General features: G+C 69.5%; 15 protein-coding genes. 7 read left to right on the forward strand and 8 right to left on the reverse strand.

The window, feature by feature from the left end:
- The first annotated feature begins 364 nt into the window (after positions 1–364).
- The 5 genes from upp to B5D66_RS13180 all read left to right on the forward strand — a co-directional run bounded on the left by upp (position 365) and on the right by B5D66_RS13180 (position 3,804).
- Complete coding sequence (gene upp, locus B5D66_RS13155; protein WP_078761990.1) at positions 365–1,018, forward strand: uracil phosphoribosyltransferase; 654 nt, start codon at positions 365–367, stop codon at positions 1,016–1,018.
- 376 nt (positions 1,019–1,394) lie between these two features.
- Positions 1,395–1,637, forward strand: coding sequence for a hypothetical protein (locus B5D66_RS13160; RefSeq protein WP_078761991.1), 243 nt, complete (start codon positions 1,395–1,397; stop codon positions 1,635–1,637).
- 124 nt (positions 1,638–1,761) lie between these two features.
- Positions 1,762–1,926: a hypothetical protein gene (locus B5D66_RS25740; RefSeq protein WP_200813631.1), complete on the forward strand. Its 165-nt coding sequence runs from the start codon at positions 1,762–1,764 to the stop codon at positions 1,924–1,926.
- Positions 1,927–1,939: 13 nt separating this feature from the next.
- On the forward strand, positions 1,940–2,446 hold the full coding sequence (locus B5D66_RS13170; protein ID WP_078761993.1) for a PH domain-containing protein: 507 nt from the start codon (positions 1,940–1,942) through the stop codon (positions 2,444–2,446).
- A 767-nt stretch (positions 2,447–3,213) separates the two neighbouring features.
- A complete protein-coding gene (locus tag B5D66_RS13180; protein WP_078761995.1) occupies positions 3,214–3,804 on the forward strand; it encodes an RDD family protein in 591 nt (196 codons plus the stop codon).
- Between the two features lie 223 nt (positions 3,805–4,027).
- On the opposite strand, the gene dnaB is transcribed toward B5D66_RS13180, so the two are convergent.
- Positions 4,028–6,355 (reverse strand): replicative DNA helicase, encoded by a 2,328-nt coding sequence (gene dnaB / locus B5D66_RS13185; RefSeq protein ID WP_078761996.1) that lies wholly within the window; start codon positions 6,353–6,355, stop codon positions 4,028–4,030.
- A 326-nt stretch (positions 6,356–6,681) separates the two neighbouring features.
- Between dnaB and B5D66_RS13190 the strand changes: the two genes are divergently transcribed.
- Positions 6,682–8,043: an MATE family efflux transporter gene (locus tag B5D66_RS13190; RefSeq protein ID WP_078761997.1), complete on the forward strand. Its 1,362-nt coding sequence runs from the start codon at positions 6,682–6,684 to the stop codon at positions 8,041–8,043.
- Between the two features lie 10 nt (positions 8,044–8,053).
- Here B5D66_RS13190 and B5D66_RS13195 read toward each other — a convergent pair whose 3' ends face one another.
- The 7 genes from B5D66_RS13195 to B5D66_RS13225 all read right to left on the reverse strand — a co-directional run bounded on the left by B5D66_RS13195 (position 8,054) and on the right by B5D66_RS13225 (position 14,931).
- The gene (locus B5D66_RS13195; protein ID WP_078761998.1) at positions 8,054–8,881 is read right to left on the reverse strand and encodes a peptidoglycan recognition protein family protein; all 828 of its coding nucleotides are present in this window, start codon (positions 8,879–8,881) and stop codon (positions 8,054–8,056) included.
- A gap of 156 nt (positions 8,882–9,037) precedes the next feature.
- On the reverse strand, positions 9,038–9,484 hold the full coding sequence (rplI, locus tag B5D66_RS13200) for a 50S ribosomal protein L9 (protein WP_078761999.1): 447 nt from the start codon (positions 9,482–9,484) through the stop codon (positions 9,038–9,040).
- Between the two features lie 25 nt (positions 9,485–9,509).
- Positions 9,510–9,746, reverse strand: coding sequence for a 30S ribosomal protein S18 (rpsR, locus tag B5D66_RS13205; protein WP_078762000.1), 237 nt, complete (start codon positions 9,744–9,746; stop codon positions 9,510–9,512).
- Between the two features lie 76 nt (positions 9,747–9,822).
- Positions 9,823–10,383 (reverse strand): single-stranded DNA-binding protein, encoded by a 561-nt coding sequence (locus tag B5D66_RS13210; RefSeq protein ID WP_078762001.1) that lies wholly within the window; start codon positions 10,381–10,383, stop codon positions 9,823–9,825.
- 61 nt (positions 10,384–10,444) lie between these two features.
- Positions 10,445–10,735, reverse strand: coding sequence for a 30S ribosomal protein S6 (gene rpsF, locus B5D66_RS13215; protein WP_078762002.1), 291 nt, complete (start codon positions 10,733–10,735; stop codon positions 10,445–10,447).
- 127 nt (positions 10,736–10,862) lie between these two features.
- Complete coding sequence (locus B5D66_RS13220; protein ID WP_078762003.1) at positions 10,863–12,209, reverse strand: glycosyltransferase family 87 protein; 1,347 nt, start codon at positions 12,207–12,209, stop codon at positions 10,863–10,865.
- Between the two features lie 19 nt (positions 12,210–12,228).
- A complete protein-coding gene (locus B5D66_RS13225; protein WP_235000967.1) occupies positions 12,229–14,931 on the reverse strand; it encodes a transglycosylase domain-containing protein in 2,703 nt (900 codons plus the stop codon).
- 866 nt (positions 14,932–15,797) lie between these two features.
- Between B5D66_RS13225 and B5D66_RS13230 the strand changes: the two genes are divergently transcribed.
- A complete protein-coding gene (locus tag B5D66_RS13230; protein ID WP_078762005.1) occupies positions 15,798–16,418 on the forward strand; it encodes a PadR family transcriptional regulator in 621 nt (206 codons plus the stop codon).
- The last annotated feature ends 14 nt before the right edge of the window (positions 16,419–16,432 follow it).

Consider the following 16,432-nt stretch of genomic DNA (forward strand, 5'->3'; position numbering starts at 1 on the left):
ACCTCTGTGTCCTGGAACGCCGAAAAAGGCAGTTTCGGGCATAGATGAAACCCACCATCAGAGTGGCCGCAACCGGGCTTCCCCTCGCCTCTCGCGAGGCCGGCGCGCCGTGCGGTCCGGCCCCGCGCCCATAGGGGATCGCCCGGTGACACGCCCCGGGGAGCGGTCCCCGGTGTGGGCGCCGGGGGCGTCAGGGGCGTCGGGATGGTGCCGTCTCCTCCTCGCGGACCGGGTCCACCCCTGACTGTGGCCGTCGCCTCGCCGGACGAGCCCGCGCAGGCTCGGGAGCGCTCCTGCCCCGTCGGTAGACTCGCCGCTGGCGCCCCGCCGCATTCGCCCAGCTCACCCGGAGTGTGTTTTACAGATGGAAACCCTCATCGTCGACCATCCGCTCGTCGCGCACAAGCTCACGACGCTGCGGGACGTCAGAACCGATTCCCCGACGTTCCGTCGGTTGACCGACGAGCTGGTCACCCTGCTCGCCTACGAGGCGACACGTGACGTGCGGGTCGCCGAGGTCACCGTGGAGACCCCGGTCGCCACGACCACCGGGGCGCAGCTCACGCGGCCCACCCCCCTGGTGATCCCGATCCTCCGGGCCGGGCTGGGCATGCTCGACGGCATGACCCGTCTGCTGCCCACCGCGGAGGTCGGTTTCCTCGGCATGGCCCGCGACGAGGAGACCCTCCAGCCGGCCACCTACGCCGACCGCCTTCCCCAGGATCTGTCGGGGCGGCAGTGCTACGTCCTCGACCCCATGCTCGCCACCGGCGGGACGCTGGCGGCGTCGATGAAGCTGCTGGTGGACCGCGGCGCGGACCACGTCACCGCGATCTGCCTGCTCGCCGCACCCGAGGGGCTGAAGGCGGTCGAGCGGAAACTGGTCGAAAGCCTCGGCCGGGAGCACCGGGCGCAGCTGCGCGTGGTCACGGCCGCCGTTGACGAGCGGCTGAACGAGCACGGCTTCATCATCCCGGGCCTGGGGGACGCCGGGGACCGGTTGTACGGCTCGGTCTGACCGCGTTTCACGCACCGCGTCCGTCCACGCTTCCGTGGACGGACGCTTTCTAATTTTGGATATCAGTTAACCGTGTATTCGGATGGCCGTTTTTGAGACGTGAGAGACATCGCTCTATTTTGTGTTATCCGAATTCACGTTGAGACGGAGTTGTGACCCATAGAGGCGATCCTGGATCTCGGACGATCCGGATCAGGAGACATCCCACGCCCGAAACTTCCCGCCCCACTCCTCGCCCCGAACTCTCGGCCACGACCTCCCCTTCTGTACACCCCACCCTCCCCATACCTCCTTCCCACCTCCCTGCTACGGTTACCCACCGAAGATAATTAGGTACGGAGCGCCACCAACCACCCCTACCCCACCAAGGAGTGACATGACCGAAACGCCCACCGCAGCGCTGCACGAATTCGCTCCCGTCATGGATAAGCTCCGGGCCGAATTCGCCGACGTCCATCCGGAGACGACGGTCTCCCGCTGCGTCCGGGCGGCCAGGTCAGGGCTGCGGGATGTCACCGGGAAGGCGACTCCCGACCTCGTCGAACGCATCGCGCGCCAACATCTCCACGTTCTGGCAGCAGCATTTGCGGAAGTCGGACAGTCCCAAACCACCCGGTGACCAGGGCCACACTGTTCCCACCTGGAACGCCACGCCGTCAGCTCGGATCTGCCTTTACGAGCCCCGACAGCGGTGTAACAATCACCTTGGGTTAGTGGGTCAGTGGCATTCTTTGGAGTTGATCATGGCGAGGTTGAAACAATGGCTGAAATACGCGCTCATCGCCTTCGTCGCTTTCTATCTGCTCACCCAGCCCGAATCCGCCGCCGGAGTGATCGACGCGGGCCTGGGTGGGTTGATGTCCGCGGCCGACTCCCTGTCCCGCTTCGTCAACGCCGTGGCCGCTTAGGTTCTGAGGCGGCATGAAGCTCGTAACTCCGGGCGACGCGGCGCCCGCATCGGTCAACCGCTACCTGCTGCCACACGAGCAGCAGGTCATCACCATGCGGCGGCATCCGGCGATCCTGATCGGCCCGGTGGCCCTGGTCCTCGGCGGCCTGATCGCCGCCGGTGTCCTGAGCAGCGTCATCGGCGATCCCACCGCACTCGCCGTCATCTGGTGGGTCTGGCTCCTGCTGCTCGTCTGGTTCGTGTGGAAGGTGGCCGAGTGGTCGGTCGACTACTTCGTCATCACCTCCGCGCGCCTGCTCCTGACGACCGGGTTGATCACCCGGCAGGTCGACATGATGCCCCTGGGCAAGGTCACCGACATGCGATTCGAGCGTTCCTTCATGGGTCGGCTCCTCGGCTACGGGACGTTCGTCATGGAGTCCGCCGGTCAGGATCAGGCACTGAGCAGGATCAACTTCGTGCCCTATCCTGAACAGCTCTACCTGGAGATCGTCGGACTGATCTTCCCCGGCGACTGAGGAACAGCACACCACCAGCAGGACGTGGAAGAGGCGCCCATCGGCCGATGGGCGCCTCTTCCACGTCCTGGCATACCAGGTAGATAGAACCAAGTTGACTTAAAGGTGAACAGAAGGTTAACTATAGTCCTCACTATGCTAAACGAGGGGGTGTCGCCATGGCTCGAAAGGTGTCCGAGGCTTCGCTGACCACCCGACCCGCTCCGACCCGACGTCGCCGTCGCGCAACCGTGAACCGTGCGTGCGCGACGGTCACCTCTTCCCTCCCCCGCCCCCGGTCGATGGAGGAGACGGTGACCGAACCCGCACGGCCCGCGCTCGTCTGGGTCCTGGTACCCGACGCGACCGGTCGCATGCGCCCCGAAGCCCGCTGGGCCTAGGACACGCGACCGCGGAAGCGGCCGTCCACCACAGGTGGACGGCCGCTTCCGCGTTCTCCCCTTCTCGACTCATCGACACGGCGACCTGGCGCCTCATCTACCGGACGGACCGCCGCGGCGCCGCATACGGTCCCTCGACGTCTGCGTCCACCACCCCGGTGGACACGGGCCCGGCGCGCGGCCGCGCAGAGGGCGGGGCGCCCCCGGGCCTACGACGGGCCCCATGGCGCCGTCTCGCCGCCAAAGCGACCTGTCACCTCAGCGCCTTGTCGACTTGTCCCCGCCGATACGGCCCTGCGGCCGCAAAGCCCGGGTTTCGGCCCACTGGAATCCCCCACCTGCCACAATGCCGGGGACCCACCTGAATCGACGAGAATCCGGAATCCCATGTCCCTGCCCCCACCGCCCGGTGTCCCCTACGGACCGGGCTACGGCCCCCCGGTCGCGCCGCCGCACTACCCCGGCTACGGCTACCCGGCCGCCCACCACCTCGGCGGTCCCATCGCCTACGGCCCCCAGCCCGCGAGTTGGGGGGTCCGGCTCGGCGCCCACATCATCGACGGGTTCATCGCGACCTTCATCGGCTTCACGGTCTACCTGGCCGGAGCACTGGTCGTGATGGTGCCGCTCTCCGTCGCCCTGGACGGCCGGCCGGAGTCCACGATCGCCTCCATCATGGTTCCGTCCGTCCTGCTGATCGCCGCCGCCGCGCTGTTCTCCTCCTTCGCCTACTACTGGCTGTCCTATTCGAGGAGCGGGCAGACGCTGGGCAAGCGGATGGTCGGCATCAAGGTGATCGCCATGGCCACCGGCCTGCCCCCCACCAAGAAGGCGGCGGCCGGCCGCGTCCTCACCCAGTTCCTGCTCGCCTACGTCCCCTTCGGGTCGCTGCTCGACGGCCTGTGGCCGTTGTGGGACGAGCCCTATCGCCAGGCCCTGCACGACAAGGCCGCCAAGACACGCGTCATCGCCGTCTGACCGCGAAGGAACCTCGTCCCGCTCTCCCCCGCCCGGCCGTGGCGGGGGCCGGGGACGCCCGCTCCCGCCTCATCGGGCGTCGAAGGGCGCGACCGGGCACGCGGCCGTCCGGCGCCTCGGGGGACGGGAGGACACCCGGCCGCACCGGGACGGGCCGTTTCGAGCCAGGCCGCCCGGGGACGCGACAGCCGCCCCTGGGGAAGCGGCACCCGCGGCGGCTCGATCACCCCGGCGCCATGTCGACAAAGCGGCTGTAGTGCCCTTGGAAGGCCACCGTGACCGTCGCGGTGGGGCCGTTACGGTGCTTGGCGACGATCAGGTCGGCCTCGCCCGCACGCGGTGACTCCTTCTCGTGCACGTCCTCGCGGTACAGGAGGATGACCATGTCGGCGTCCTGCTCGATGGACCCCGACTCTCGAAGGTCGCTGACCTGCGGTTTCTTATCGGTCCGTTGTTCGGGTCCACGGTTGAGCTGGGACAGCGCGATGACCGGGACCTCCAGCTCCTTGGCCAGGAGCTTCAGCGACCGCGACATCTCCGAGACCTCCTGCTGGCGGCTCTCCACCCGCCCGCTGGAGCTCATGAGCTGGAGGTAGTCGACCACGACGAGCTTGAGGTCGTGCTGCTGCTTGAGCCTGCGGCACTTGGCCCGGATCTCCATCATCGACATGTTCGGGGAGTCGTCGATGAACAGGGGCGCGCTCGCCACCTCGCCCATGCGCCGGGCCAGCCGGGTCCAGTCGTCGTCGGTCATCAGCCCCGACCGCATCGTGTGCAGCGGTACCCGCGCCTCGGCCGACAGCAGGCGCATGACGATCTCGTTGCGGCCCATCTCAAGACTGAAGAACACGGTCGTCAGCTGGTGCTTGATGGCCGCGGCGCGGGCGAAGTCCAACGCCAGGGTGGAGTTGTGGGTGGGGACCATCGCCTCGGTCGCGAGGTACAGGTGGTCGGGATGGTCCACTTGGACACAGCGCACCGGAACGCTGGGCACCGGCCGGATCCCGGTGATGACGCGCGGGGCGAGGGCCTCCTCCCCGGGTCCGCCGTGGTGGGCGGCGGGTCCGTGCCCCACGGGGAACGTCTCGCGGGGGGCCCGGATCACGACGACGTGTTCCCGGCCCTGTCCTCCCCTCCGCGCCGGCAGCGACGCGGTCCGGTACCCCAGGCCGTGGACGAGGTCGCGGACGTCGCGGGCCAGACGGCGCGTGCCGACCGGAAGACGGATCGCCCCGTCCTCGTCGACCGCGCCCCCCGTGTCGAGGAGGCCCGCCAGCAGCGAGCGCCGCTGGGCGGGGGAGGAACGCAGGTACTCCACCGGGAGGTGGGGCTCGTCCACCACGCCCAGTCGGGTGAGGCGCGCCGTGGTCTCGGCGGCCTCGGCCCAGGGCAGGACGACGTCGTAGCAGTGCTCGGAGACGCCCACGGGCTTGGTGACCAGCCCGCTGGCCTCGATCCCCATCCGGACCTCGGGGTTCGGGCAGGCGATGCGCGCCATGGCGGGATGGCCGCCCCCCAGCCAGGCGCCGAGGAAGTAGGGGGGCAGCGCGAGATCGCGCTCGGGAAGGTCCAACGGCGCCGCGAGGGCGATGGCGGGCCGGCCCTCCAGGCCGTCCTCCAGCGACGTGGCGAGCTCACGCGTGGTCCGTACCCGGACCGGCCGGTCGGGAGCGCTCACGGGCCACTGGTGCTCGGCGTCGGCGATCACGGTGGTGCCGTCGTCGAAGGTGATCTCGTAGCACGGGCGGCCGTGCATGACCTCGGTGGTGGCGACGACGCGGGTCGGGGTGCCGTCGGCGGCGACCAGCAGGTCGCCGGTGCGGACCCGCCCCATGGTGGTCCACCCGTCGGGGGTGGGCAACGGGGTGTCCAGGGCGAGCGCCTTACCCACGGCGGGCCGGGCCGCGATGATGATCATCTGCCCGGGATGCAGGCCGTTGGAGAGGGCGTCGAAGTCGGTGAACCCGGTGGGAACCCCGGTGAGGGAACCGTCGTGGGCCGAGATGGCCTCGATCTCGTCGAGGGCTCCCGGCATGATCTCGCTGAGCGGGAGGTAGTCCTCGCCCGTGCGCTTCTCGGCCACCCGGTAGATCTCGGCCTGGGCCCGGTCGACGAGGTCGTCGACCTCTCCGTCCCCCGCGTACCCGATCTGGGCGATGCGGGTCCCGGCCTCGACGAGTCGGCGCAGAACAGCCCGGTCGGCGACGATGCGGGCGTAGTAGCCCGCGTTGGCGGCCGTGGGGACGGCCTCGGTGAGGGTGTGCAGGTAGGGGGCGCCTCCCACGCGGGTGATCTCGCCTCGCTTGGTCAGCTCGGCGTTGACGGAGACCGCGTCGACCGGCTCGCCGCGCGAGAACAGGTCGATGATGGTGTCGTAGATCGTCTGGTGGGCGGGCCGGTAGAAGTCGGCGGAACGGACGATCTCGACGACCTGGCTGATGGCCTCCTTGGAGAGGAGCATGCCTCCCAGGACGCACTGCTCGGCCATGATGTCGTTCGGAGGCGTGCGTTCGAAACCGCTCTCCTCGCGCGGGCCCTCGGTGTCGCTCACGCCTGTCCCCCCTGCACGTGCTTCAACATGCTCGAACTTGGATTGTCGCCACTTCCGACGACACCCGCAAAACGACCTGTGGACGAGCCTGGGGAGATCCTGTGGACGACCGCGCGGTTTCTGCGGATAGCTTGTGCACAACATCTGTGGATAACTTGTCCACCACCCGCACACACCCTATCTGAGCTGCAAAAACACTATTCACCGCCTGTGTGTGAAAGAAAGTTCACACGCAACTTTCCACAGGTTATCCACAGGGGATCCCGGAAGTGGTGGATAACTGTGGACAACCCGGTCGAACACCCGTCCGGTAACGTGACAGGGCCATGCCACGACCGTCCTCACTGCTCCCGGCTCCGCCTCTGCGGCACCACCACGACCGCGAGATCCTCCACCTCGCCGTCCCCACGTTCTTCGCGCTCGTCTCCGAGCCGCTCTTCCTGCTGACCGACTCCGCGGTGGTGGGACGGCTCGGCACCGCGGAACTCGGCGGGCTCGGGATCGCCTCGCAGATCCTGATGACCCTGGCGAACCTGTGCATCTTCCTCGCCTACGGCACCACATCGGCGGTGGCCCGCAGGTTCGGGGCCGGAGACATCCGCGGCGGCATCCGCAACGGTGTCGACGGGCTGTGGCTCGCGCTGCTCATCGGCGTGGCCGTCATCGCGTTCGGCTGGCCCCTGGCCCCCTGGGCGATCGAGGCCCTGGGAGCCTCCGACACCGTCGCCCCCCACGCGCTCACCTATCTGCGGATCAGTCTGTTGAGCACCCCCGCCCTGCTCGTCATCATGGCGGGCACCGGCGTACTGCGCGGTCTCCAGAACGCGCGGACGCCCCTGTTCGTGGCCGTGGGCTCCAACCTCGCCAACATCGTGCTGTGCGTGTCGTTCGTCCTGGGGTTCGGCTGGGGGGTCGCCGGGTCGGCCTGGGCGACCGTCATCGCGCAGAGCGGCGGCGCCGTCGTCTACATCGCGGTCGTGGCCCACGCGGCCCGCAGGTCAGGGGTCTCCCTGGCCCCTGACGCCGCCGGCCTGAAGGCGTCGGCCTCGGCCGGCGCTGCGCTGTTCGTCCGCACCGTGTCGCTGCGGGTGGCCCTGCTCGCCACGACCGCCGTCGCGGCGCGGCTGGGCGACGGCGAGATCGCCGCCCAGCAGGTGGCGTTCCAGATCTGGTCGCTGCTGGTGTTCGCGCTGGACGCGATCGCCATCGCCGGTCAGGCCATCATCGGCCGTTACCTGGGCGCCTCGGACGCGGCGGGGGCGCGGGCCGCGACCCGCAGGATGGTCGAGTGGGGCGTCATGGTCGGCCTGCTCTTCACCGTGCTGGTGCTCCTGGTCCGCCCCTGGGCGGCCGTTCCCTTCACCACCGACGAGGAGGTCCGGGCGTTGATCGCGGGGGCCCTCGTGGTCGTGGCGCTGCTCCAGCCCCTCAGTGGCGTGGTCATGGTGCTGGACGGCGTCCTCATGGGTGCCGGGGACCAGCGTTACCTGGCGTGGGCCAGCCTGTGGACGACGCTGGTCTACCTTCCCTTCAGCGTTCTCGTGCTGTGGCTGGTCCCCGAGGGGTCGACGATGGGACTGGTGTGGCTGTGGCTGGCCTTCGGGGTGTGGATGCTGGCGCGCGGGGTCACGCTGGGGCTGCGTGCGCGAGGGAGCGCGTGGCTGGTCACCGGAGCCACGCGCCCCTGAGGCTCGGCCGTCAGCGGGTGGGGTCCGCGGGCCCCAGCGCGGGTCCGTGGGCGAAGGCGACGGCCCGCTCGTTCATCGGGACCTCGGGGAAGGAGGGCAGGTGTTCCTCCGGGACAGGCTGCGGGGCCGGTGCCGCCAGCCGCATCTCGATCCTGGCCAGGGCCGCGCTGACGTCACGGCGCAGTTGCGGTAGCAGGGCGTACAGCTTGTCCCCCGGGCACGAGGTGACGTTGTAGTCGCGATGCCCGACGATCGCGCTGTCGGGCTTGAGCCCGTAGACCGCGCACAACCACGCGCACGTCTCGACCAGGGCGTCCATGAGCGCCGCCGGCGGCGTGGCCGAGGTGTAGGTTCCCTCGTTCTCGATACCGATGGTGTGGGCGTTGTGGTTCGCGGTGTGCGCGCCCACCGCGTGCCGACGGTTGCGGATCGCGGGCAGCGAGCTGTTGCGGCCCTCCATGATGTGACCGCCGCGGCTGATCGTGAGCTGCTGGCCGATGTCGTCCCACCCGTTGGTGTCCATGTGGTAGCGCTGAATCGACCGGGACAGCGCGAAGGCGTGGTCGCGCGAGTAGTCCGTGCTGTTCGCGGTGGCGGTGTGGTGGATGACGATGTGGTCCGGTCCGCTGCTGAGGACCTGGGCGGTGCGCTTGGCGCTGCGCGCCCCCCAGTCGCCCCGGTGGTAGACGGTCGGCTCGCCGGCGGCGAACGCGCCCCGCGCGGTCCCCAGGTCGGCGGCTCCTCCGAGGAACACCCCTCCGGTGACGAGCGCGGTACCGCGCAGCATGGTCCGTCTGCTCAGGCCCGCCTCGGCGGCGCTCTGTTCATGAGTGGACACTCGGCCTCATCCTTCCCGTTCGGGTACAGGCCCATCGCCACGATAATGTTGCAGAAAGTAATCAAACCGTCACTTTAAGCACCATGGCGTGTTGCCAAACCCGGGCAAAGGAAAACCCCGGCCCCTCGCGGGGCCGGGGTTCGAGGAGCCGCGCCGTTAGGCGGGAACGACCTCGAGCTCGATCGTGGCGACGACCTCGGGGTGGAGGCGGACCTCGACCCGGTGCTCGCCGACCGACTTGATCGGGTTGCGGATCTCGATCCGGCGCTTGTCGACCGTCGGACCGCCGGAGTTCTTGACCGCCTCGGCGACGTCGGCCGCGGTGACCGAGCCGAACAGACGGCCGGTGTCACCGGCGTTCTGGGACAGGCGGACCTTCAGCGCGCCGAGCTGGCCGGCGACCTGCTTGGCCTCGTCCAGGCTGCGGATGTCGCGGGCCGCGCGGGCACGGCGGATCGAATCGATCTGCTTCTGCCCACCACGCGTCCAGCGGATGGCGAACCCACGGGGCAGCAGGTAGTTACGGCCGTAGCCGTCCTTCACCTCGACGACATCGCCCGGGGCGCCGAGACCATTGACCTCGTGGGTCAAAATGAGCTTCACGACTTAAACCTCCCTCGGATCCCCGTTAGCGAGCGGTGCTGGTGTAGGGCAGCAGCGCCATCTCGCGGGCGTTCTTGATCGCCGTGGCGACGTCACGCTGGTGCTGCGTGCAGTTGCCCGTCACGCGACGGGCGCGGATCTTGCCGCGGTCGGAGATGAACTTCCGCAGCAGGTTGGTGTCCTTGTAGTCGATGTAGGACAGCTTTTCCTGACAGAACAGGCAAACCTTCTTCTTGGGCTTGCGCACTGCCGGCTTTGCCATCGTGGTGCTCCTTGTTCAAGAGCCCCGGTCGTCCCGGGGATGGTCATTCGGACAGATCAAAACGGGTCGTGACGGCCTAGAACGGCGGCTCGTCGGAGTAACCCCCGCCGCCGCCGAAGCCCCCGCCACCGCCGGTGGCCCACGGGTCGTCGGCGGGCGGGCCGGAGCGGCCCCCCTGCTGGCCGCCGAAGCCGCCACCACCCTGGTTGCCGTAGCCCCCGCCACCGCCGAAGCCGCCACCGCCGCCTCCGCCGAAGCCCTGGCCGCCCTGACGCTGCGTCTTCGTCACCTTGGCGGTGGCGCTGCGCAGCGCGGGGCCGACCTCTTCGACCTCGACCTCGAAGACGGTGCGCTTCTCGCCTTCCTTCGTCTCGTACGACCGCTGCTTGAGACGGCCCTGCACGATGACGCGCATACCACGCTGAAGGCTCTCGGCCACGTTCTCGGCGTACTGCCGCCACACCGAGCAGGTGAGGAACATGGACTCGCCATCTCTCCACTCACCGCTCTGGCGGTCGAACGTGCGCGGCGTCGAGGCCACACGGAAGTTCGCCACCGCGGCCCCGCTGGGGGTGAAGCGCAGCTCGGGGTCGTCGACGAGATTGCCCACGAGCGTGATCTGGGTTTCGCCTGCCATTGGTCGGCTCCGGATTCCTAGGTTCGGATCGGGCGGGGCGGGGCGCTGAGCGCCGGAGGCGTCAGTGCACCTCGGGACGCAGGACCTTGGTGCGGAGAACGGCCTCGGTGAGGTTGAGCTGGCGGTCCAGCTCCTTGACCGTGGCGGGCGTGGCGGTGAGGTCGATCACCGCGTAGATGCCCTCGGCGTTCTTGGCGATGTCGTAGGAAAGGCGGCGCTTCCCCCAGACGTCGACCTTCTCGACCGAGCCACCGTCGTTGCGGACGACACCCAGGAACTGCTCCAGCGACGGGGCGACCGTGCGCTCGTCGAGGTTGGGGTCGAGGATGACCATGACTTCGTAGCGACGCATAGGCGTGCCTACCTCCTCTGGACTGTTGCGGCCATGGTCTCTCCATGGCAGGAGGGCACAAGCTCGGATCGGCGCGCCGGAGGGGCGCCGGAGCTCTGAGCCGGACGACATCCCAGGCTACCAGTCGTCACGACGCGGAATCGCCGTCGCTCAGGCAATCCACGACGATCAGGACAGCGACGGCCAGCAGCGAGAACAACCGCGCGAACAGCAGCACCGCGTACCCCTCGAATCCCAGTCCCGTGGCCGGGTCGATGCTCCACATCAGGTGCCGCCAGATCCCCAGGACGTAGCCGATCTCGGCGAGCTGCCACACCCCGAACACCACGAGCGCCGGCCACCCGCGCGACCACCGTGGCCACGCCAGCGCCGCGAGGGGCACCAGCCACAGGACGAACTGGGGCGACCACACCTTGTTGGTGATGAGGAAGGCGGCGACGACCAGGAACAGCAGCTGTTCCAAGGGAGGGCGGCGGCGGGCGAACAGCCCGAGCAGGGCGATGCCGACACAGGCCAACAGCAGTCCGCCCGTTCCCACGGTGTTGATGCGGTCCAGATCCGCGGTGTCGAAGAGCCCGAAGCCGCCCAGGCCGTAGTAGACGGACCCCCAGTCGGCGCCGCGCTCGCTGCTGAACCGGAAGAAGGTCGCCCACGCCTGCGGAGCCGCCAGGGCGACGGGGAGGTTCACGGCCGTCCAGGCGATCAGGGCGCCGCCCAGCGGTCGCAGGAAGTCCCCGACGCTTCCCCGTCCGCGGAGCACGTCGCGCGCCACGAGCACGAACATCGGGCCGAGGAAGAGCAGGGGGTAGAACTTGGCCGCGACGGCCAGCCCGATGAGCGCCCCCGCGAGCCAGGGGCGGCGGTGCGCGTGGGCCACCAGGCCGCCGGTCGCCAGCGCGACGGCGAGCAGGTCCCAGTTGATGTAGGCGGTGAGGACCGCGGCCGGCGCGAGCGCGGTGAAGGCCCCCGCGATGAGCGCGCGGCGCCGGTCGAACGCGCGCCCGTCCCCGGACAGCCCGCCGCGCCCGGCCAGGTGCCCGACCCCGATCACCGTCGCCCCCAGGCACAACGCCAGCACCAGCGCGGTGACGTCGAAGTAGCCCAGGGCGCGCGAGAGCTGGTCGGGCAGCCAGCTCACCGACCGCGCCAGGAGGTGCATGAGGCCGCCGGTGAGCACGGGGTACTCGACCGGGACGTCCAGGTAGGGGACGATCCCCTGGTCCAGGCCGTCGCGGTAGTACAGCGGGAAGACGTCGCTGTAGCAGGACGCCGCGTACTGGGTGCCGTCGAGCCAGGCGCCGCCGAACCTGCACGGCGCCTTGGCCGCGTATCCGAGCGCCGCGCCCAGCAGGGCCAGCCCGGCCAGCTGCGGCCAGGGGGTCGCGTGACGGGTGGAGAAACGCCGGGTGCCGGCGGCGTCGGTCGCGACACCGCCGGCACCCGGGTCCCCGGTCTCACCGGAGATGGAGGTCACCTGTGCTCCATGTTGTTAGTCACCAGCCGAACGGATTGCCGTCCGGATCCTCTGGACGTCCGGGATCCCCCGTGTTGTTGTCCCCCCAACCGGGACCGTCCGGTTGTTCGGGATCGGGCGTCTCCTCCTGGCACTGCGGAAGCCACGACTGCTCCTCGCAGTCGGGCCGGCCCGGCTGCGCCGGCTCCGAGTGGGACGGGGTGGGGTCGGGCGACTCCGACTGCGTGGTGCTCGGGGTCGGCTCGGGCGAGTCGGAGGGCTCCGGCTCATCCGACGGCTCGGGGGTGGGCGTCGGGACGAAGCTCTGCGGGCTGCCGACGTTGGCCCGGCCCGGGAACTGCTGGATCTCCTGCCCCTCCATCGCCTTGGTCATGAACGCCTTCCAGATCTTGGCCGACGTCGTACCACCGTAGACGTCGCTGCCCAGACCGGGGATCTCCAGCGGCTGGTTGTCGCTGCGGTGCAGGCCGACCGCTGCGGACAGCTGCGGGGTGTACCCCACGAACCAGGCCGACGTCGCCTGGTTGGACGTACCGGTCTTGCCGGCGACCGGACGGCCGTCGGGCAGGGCGGCCTCCTTGCCACCGCCGTTCTCGACCACCTGGGTCATGGCGTAGGTGGCGTCGGCGGCGACCTCGGCGCTGAAGGCGCGGCTGCCTCCGGCGTCGATGATGTCCTGGTCCTTGGGGCGCAGGATCTCGCCGTTGCGGTCCTTGACCTCGGTGATCATGTGCTGCGGCAGGTGCATGCCCTTGTTGGCGAAGGTGGCGTAGCCGGCGGCCTGGTCCAGCGCCGTGACCGACATGGTGCCCAGGACGACGTTGGAGCCGATGGCGGTGACGGTCTCGCGCCGGCTCTCGGGGATGCCCGAGCGCTCCGCCGTGGCGACGACCTCCTCGGGGCCGACGATCTCGGCCAGCTTGACGTAGCTGGTGTTGACCGAGTCGGCGGTCGACTGGACGAGGTCGACCGGGCCGTAGGAGACGTCGCTGTCGTTTTGGATCGGCTCGCTGATGCCGGCGAAGGTCTGCGGGGAGTCACCGTCGAAGGTGCTGTCCAGGCTGATGCCCTGGGACAGGCCCGCGGCCAGCGCGTAGGGCTTGAAGGCCGAACCGGCCTGCCCCTGCTGGATGAGCGAGTTGTCCGCGTCGGTCAGCGGGTCGGTTCCCCCGTAGAACGCCTTGATCTCGCCGGTGGCCGGCTCGACCGCGGCCAGGCCGAAGTTGGTCTCCTCGGGGATGCTCTCGAAGCTGGGGAGCGTGCTGGTGACGGCCTCCTCGGCGGCGATCATCAGGTCCTCCTCCAGGGAGGTCTTCACCTGGTAGCCACCGACCGCGTACTGCTCGGCGGTGAGGTCGTAGCGGTTCTCCAGCTCCCGCTTGACCGCCTCCTGGATGTAGCCCCGGTAGCCCGCGTAGTTGTCGCCGGCCTCCAGGGGCGCGGTCTCGGGGAACTCCAGTTTGTCGGCCTCCTCCTGGCTGATGCCGAGGTTCGGGTCCTCCTCGTGCATCGCGACCATGCCGTCGACCGTGTACTGCCAGCGTTCCTTGAGGATCTTCTCCATCTCCGAGCCCGGCTGGACGTTCTCGAAGTTGCTGGGCTGCTGGATGATCGTGCCGATGAACGCGCCCTCGGCCGCGTCGAGGTCCTCGACGTTCTTGTCGAAGTAGGCCTGCGCGGCGGCCTGGACGCCGCTGGCGCCACGGCCGAAGTAGATCGTGTTGAGGTACTGGGTGAGGATCTCGTCCTTGCTCAGCGACTGCTCGACCTTCAGCGAGATCAGGATCTCCTTGATCTTGCGCAGGTAGGAGCGGTCCTGGCTGAGGCCGTCGTAGTAGTTACGCGCCATCTGCTGGGTGATGGTCGATCCACCACCGGCGCTACCGCCGGACAGGACCGCGCGCAGCATGCCCGTGGGCGAGATCGCCGGGTCGGTGTAGAAGGTGCGCTGCTCGGAGGCGAGCACGCCGTTGACCACGGTCTGGGGGATCTGCTCCCGAGTGACCGGGATGCGGTTGACCTCACCGAAGGAGGTGGCCTCGGAGCCGTCGGCGAACGTGACCGAGGTGGCGGCCTGCTCGACGCTGGCCTGGGCGTCCATGTCCGCCGCGTCGGGCAGCTGGGCGTAGGCGATGCCGAACGCCGCGACACACACGACGAAGATGACGCCGCAGGAGATCAGGACCGGCTTCCAGGTCTTGGCGAAGAAGCGCTTGAGCGGGCCGCGCTCGTCGATCTCCTCGTCGTGGTCCTTGGAGCGGCGCCGTCCGCGCGGAGGAGGCGCGGCGGCGCGGCGGCGCCCTCCGGCCTCGGAGCGTGCGCCGCTGGTGGCGCGACGGCCGCCGCGGTCGTCGTCGTAGTCGTCGCGTGCCCGGCGGCGCGGCGGGCGGTCGTCGTCGTAGTCGTCGCGTGCCCGGCGGCGCGAGGGACGGTCGTCCTCGTAGCCGTCACGGGGGCGGCGTGCCGCGCGGTCGTCGTCGTATCCCGACGAGGCCCTGCGGCGCCCTCCCTCCCGGCCGTTCTCCGCGCGCGCCGCGGAGGAACGCCGCTGCGAGCGCTCGTCGTCGTAGTCGTTCCGGGAACGGCGCGGACGTCGTTCGCGCTCGTCATCCCAGAAACCACCGTCTGCATCACTGGCCCGGCGGCGACCGGCAGCGGCGCGCTCGTCCTCGGCGTAGCCGTCCCGGCCACGCCTGCCGCCGTTGCCGCGCGGGTTCTCCACCGGGCCATCGGCCCGGCGGCGTCCGCCAGCGCTCCGTCGTCTTTCGGTACTCACGCGTCCTCGTTTGTTGTGATACGGCCGATGGGCCTTACGACCGGGGTGGGAGGGGCAGCTCGTTCCCCCTGCCAGGAACGGATCCAGCGATGTGGGCGAGCGGTCTCCCGCCGTTTCCGGTCCGGGAAACGGGCGGGATCTCGGGGATCTCGCCGATCCACCGAATACGTCGGCTGCTGCTTCCTCCTGTCGGTGACCTATCGGGACGAAAAGCTACGCGGCGCGCCCCACCGCCTCGCACACGCCGCCCGGGGCGACCATGTGTGGAGGCCTGTGGCCGGGGTAGATATGCTCCCGGCGCGGTCGCGCCATCGCTCCTTCCTGCGCCGTCCGGACTGGACGGCAGACCGGCTCCCCTGGTCCGGGGGGCTCGTCCGTGCGCTGCACAGCGTGACGCCGGGGGAGGGCGTCAGCCCTGAGAGCGATCGTTACGTTAGGGCGGGGGCGCCACATAGCACAACCCAGGCGTGAGCGTACCTGCCGGCGGAACCCCTCCGTCGCAATCGGCTCCCCATGACACACGGTTGTCAGCGTACGTCGTGTGAGGCGGAGCCGGGCCTTCGGATCGTCCGAAGTCTCTCCTTATCCGGATTCCCGCAGTTCACAGTACCCATATCGGGGAATTCCAGAAGTCCACACAAAGCGTTTGCCGGTGTCGCCGGGGCGTCTTGGGATGCCCATATATCGCTTCGATATAGTCATTTCTGCACAAAACACGTGTACGCGCATACTCCTCTCTCCCTCGGAGAGGAGAGTGCCTGGCACGGCACCGGCGGAGCCCGGTGTCCCGAGGAGGTTGGGAGGTGAGCCGGATGGGCACGCGCAGGACACACGTCCTCGAACTCGCGGTCCTCGGCCTCCTCGACGCCGCCCCCTTGCACGGTTACGAGCTCCGCAAGCGCCTCGCCCAGGAACTGGGGACGCTCCGGACCTTCTCCTACGGCTCTCTCTACCCCTGCCTGAGGAGACTGCTCGACGAGGGACTCGTCACGCAGACGCCCGACGGGTCCGGCCCGTCGCGGGGACGGCGATCGCGCATCGTCTACCGGCTGACCGGAGCCGGACGGGACCGCCTGGACCGTCTCCTCTCCGAGGTCGGACCGGCGGCCTGCGACGACGAGTGCTTCGGCGTCCACTTCGCGCTGTTCGGGCGTACCCGCGCGGATGTGCGCGTACGCATCCTCGAAGCCCGCCGTGACCGGCTCCGGCGCCAACTGGACCACGCGAACCAACGCCTGGACCAGGTGGCCGGCCGCTGCGACGGCTACCTGTTCGAACTGAACCGCCACAGCGTGGAGTCGGTGGAACGCGAAGTCCACTGGCTCGACGACCTGATCGACAGAGAACGGCGCGGCCCGGAAGGCGCGGCCACACTCGGCGGACGGACCGACCCGGGGCAACCGGGTTCCGCCCCGCCCGCACGTCCACAGTGAACGGTGCCGGCCGC

It is taken from the genome of Marinactinospora thermotolerans DSM 45154, assembly GCF_900167435.1.
Lineage (GTDB): Bacteria > Actinomycetota > Actinomycetes > Streptosporangiales > Streptosporangiaceae > Marinactinospora > Marinactinospora thermotolerans.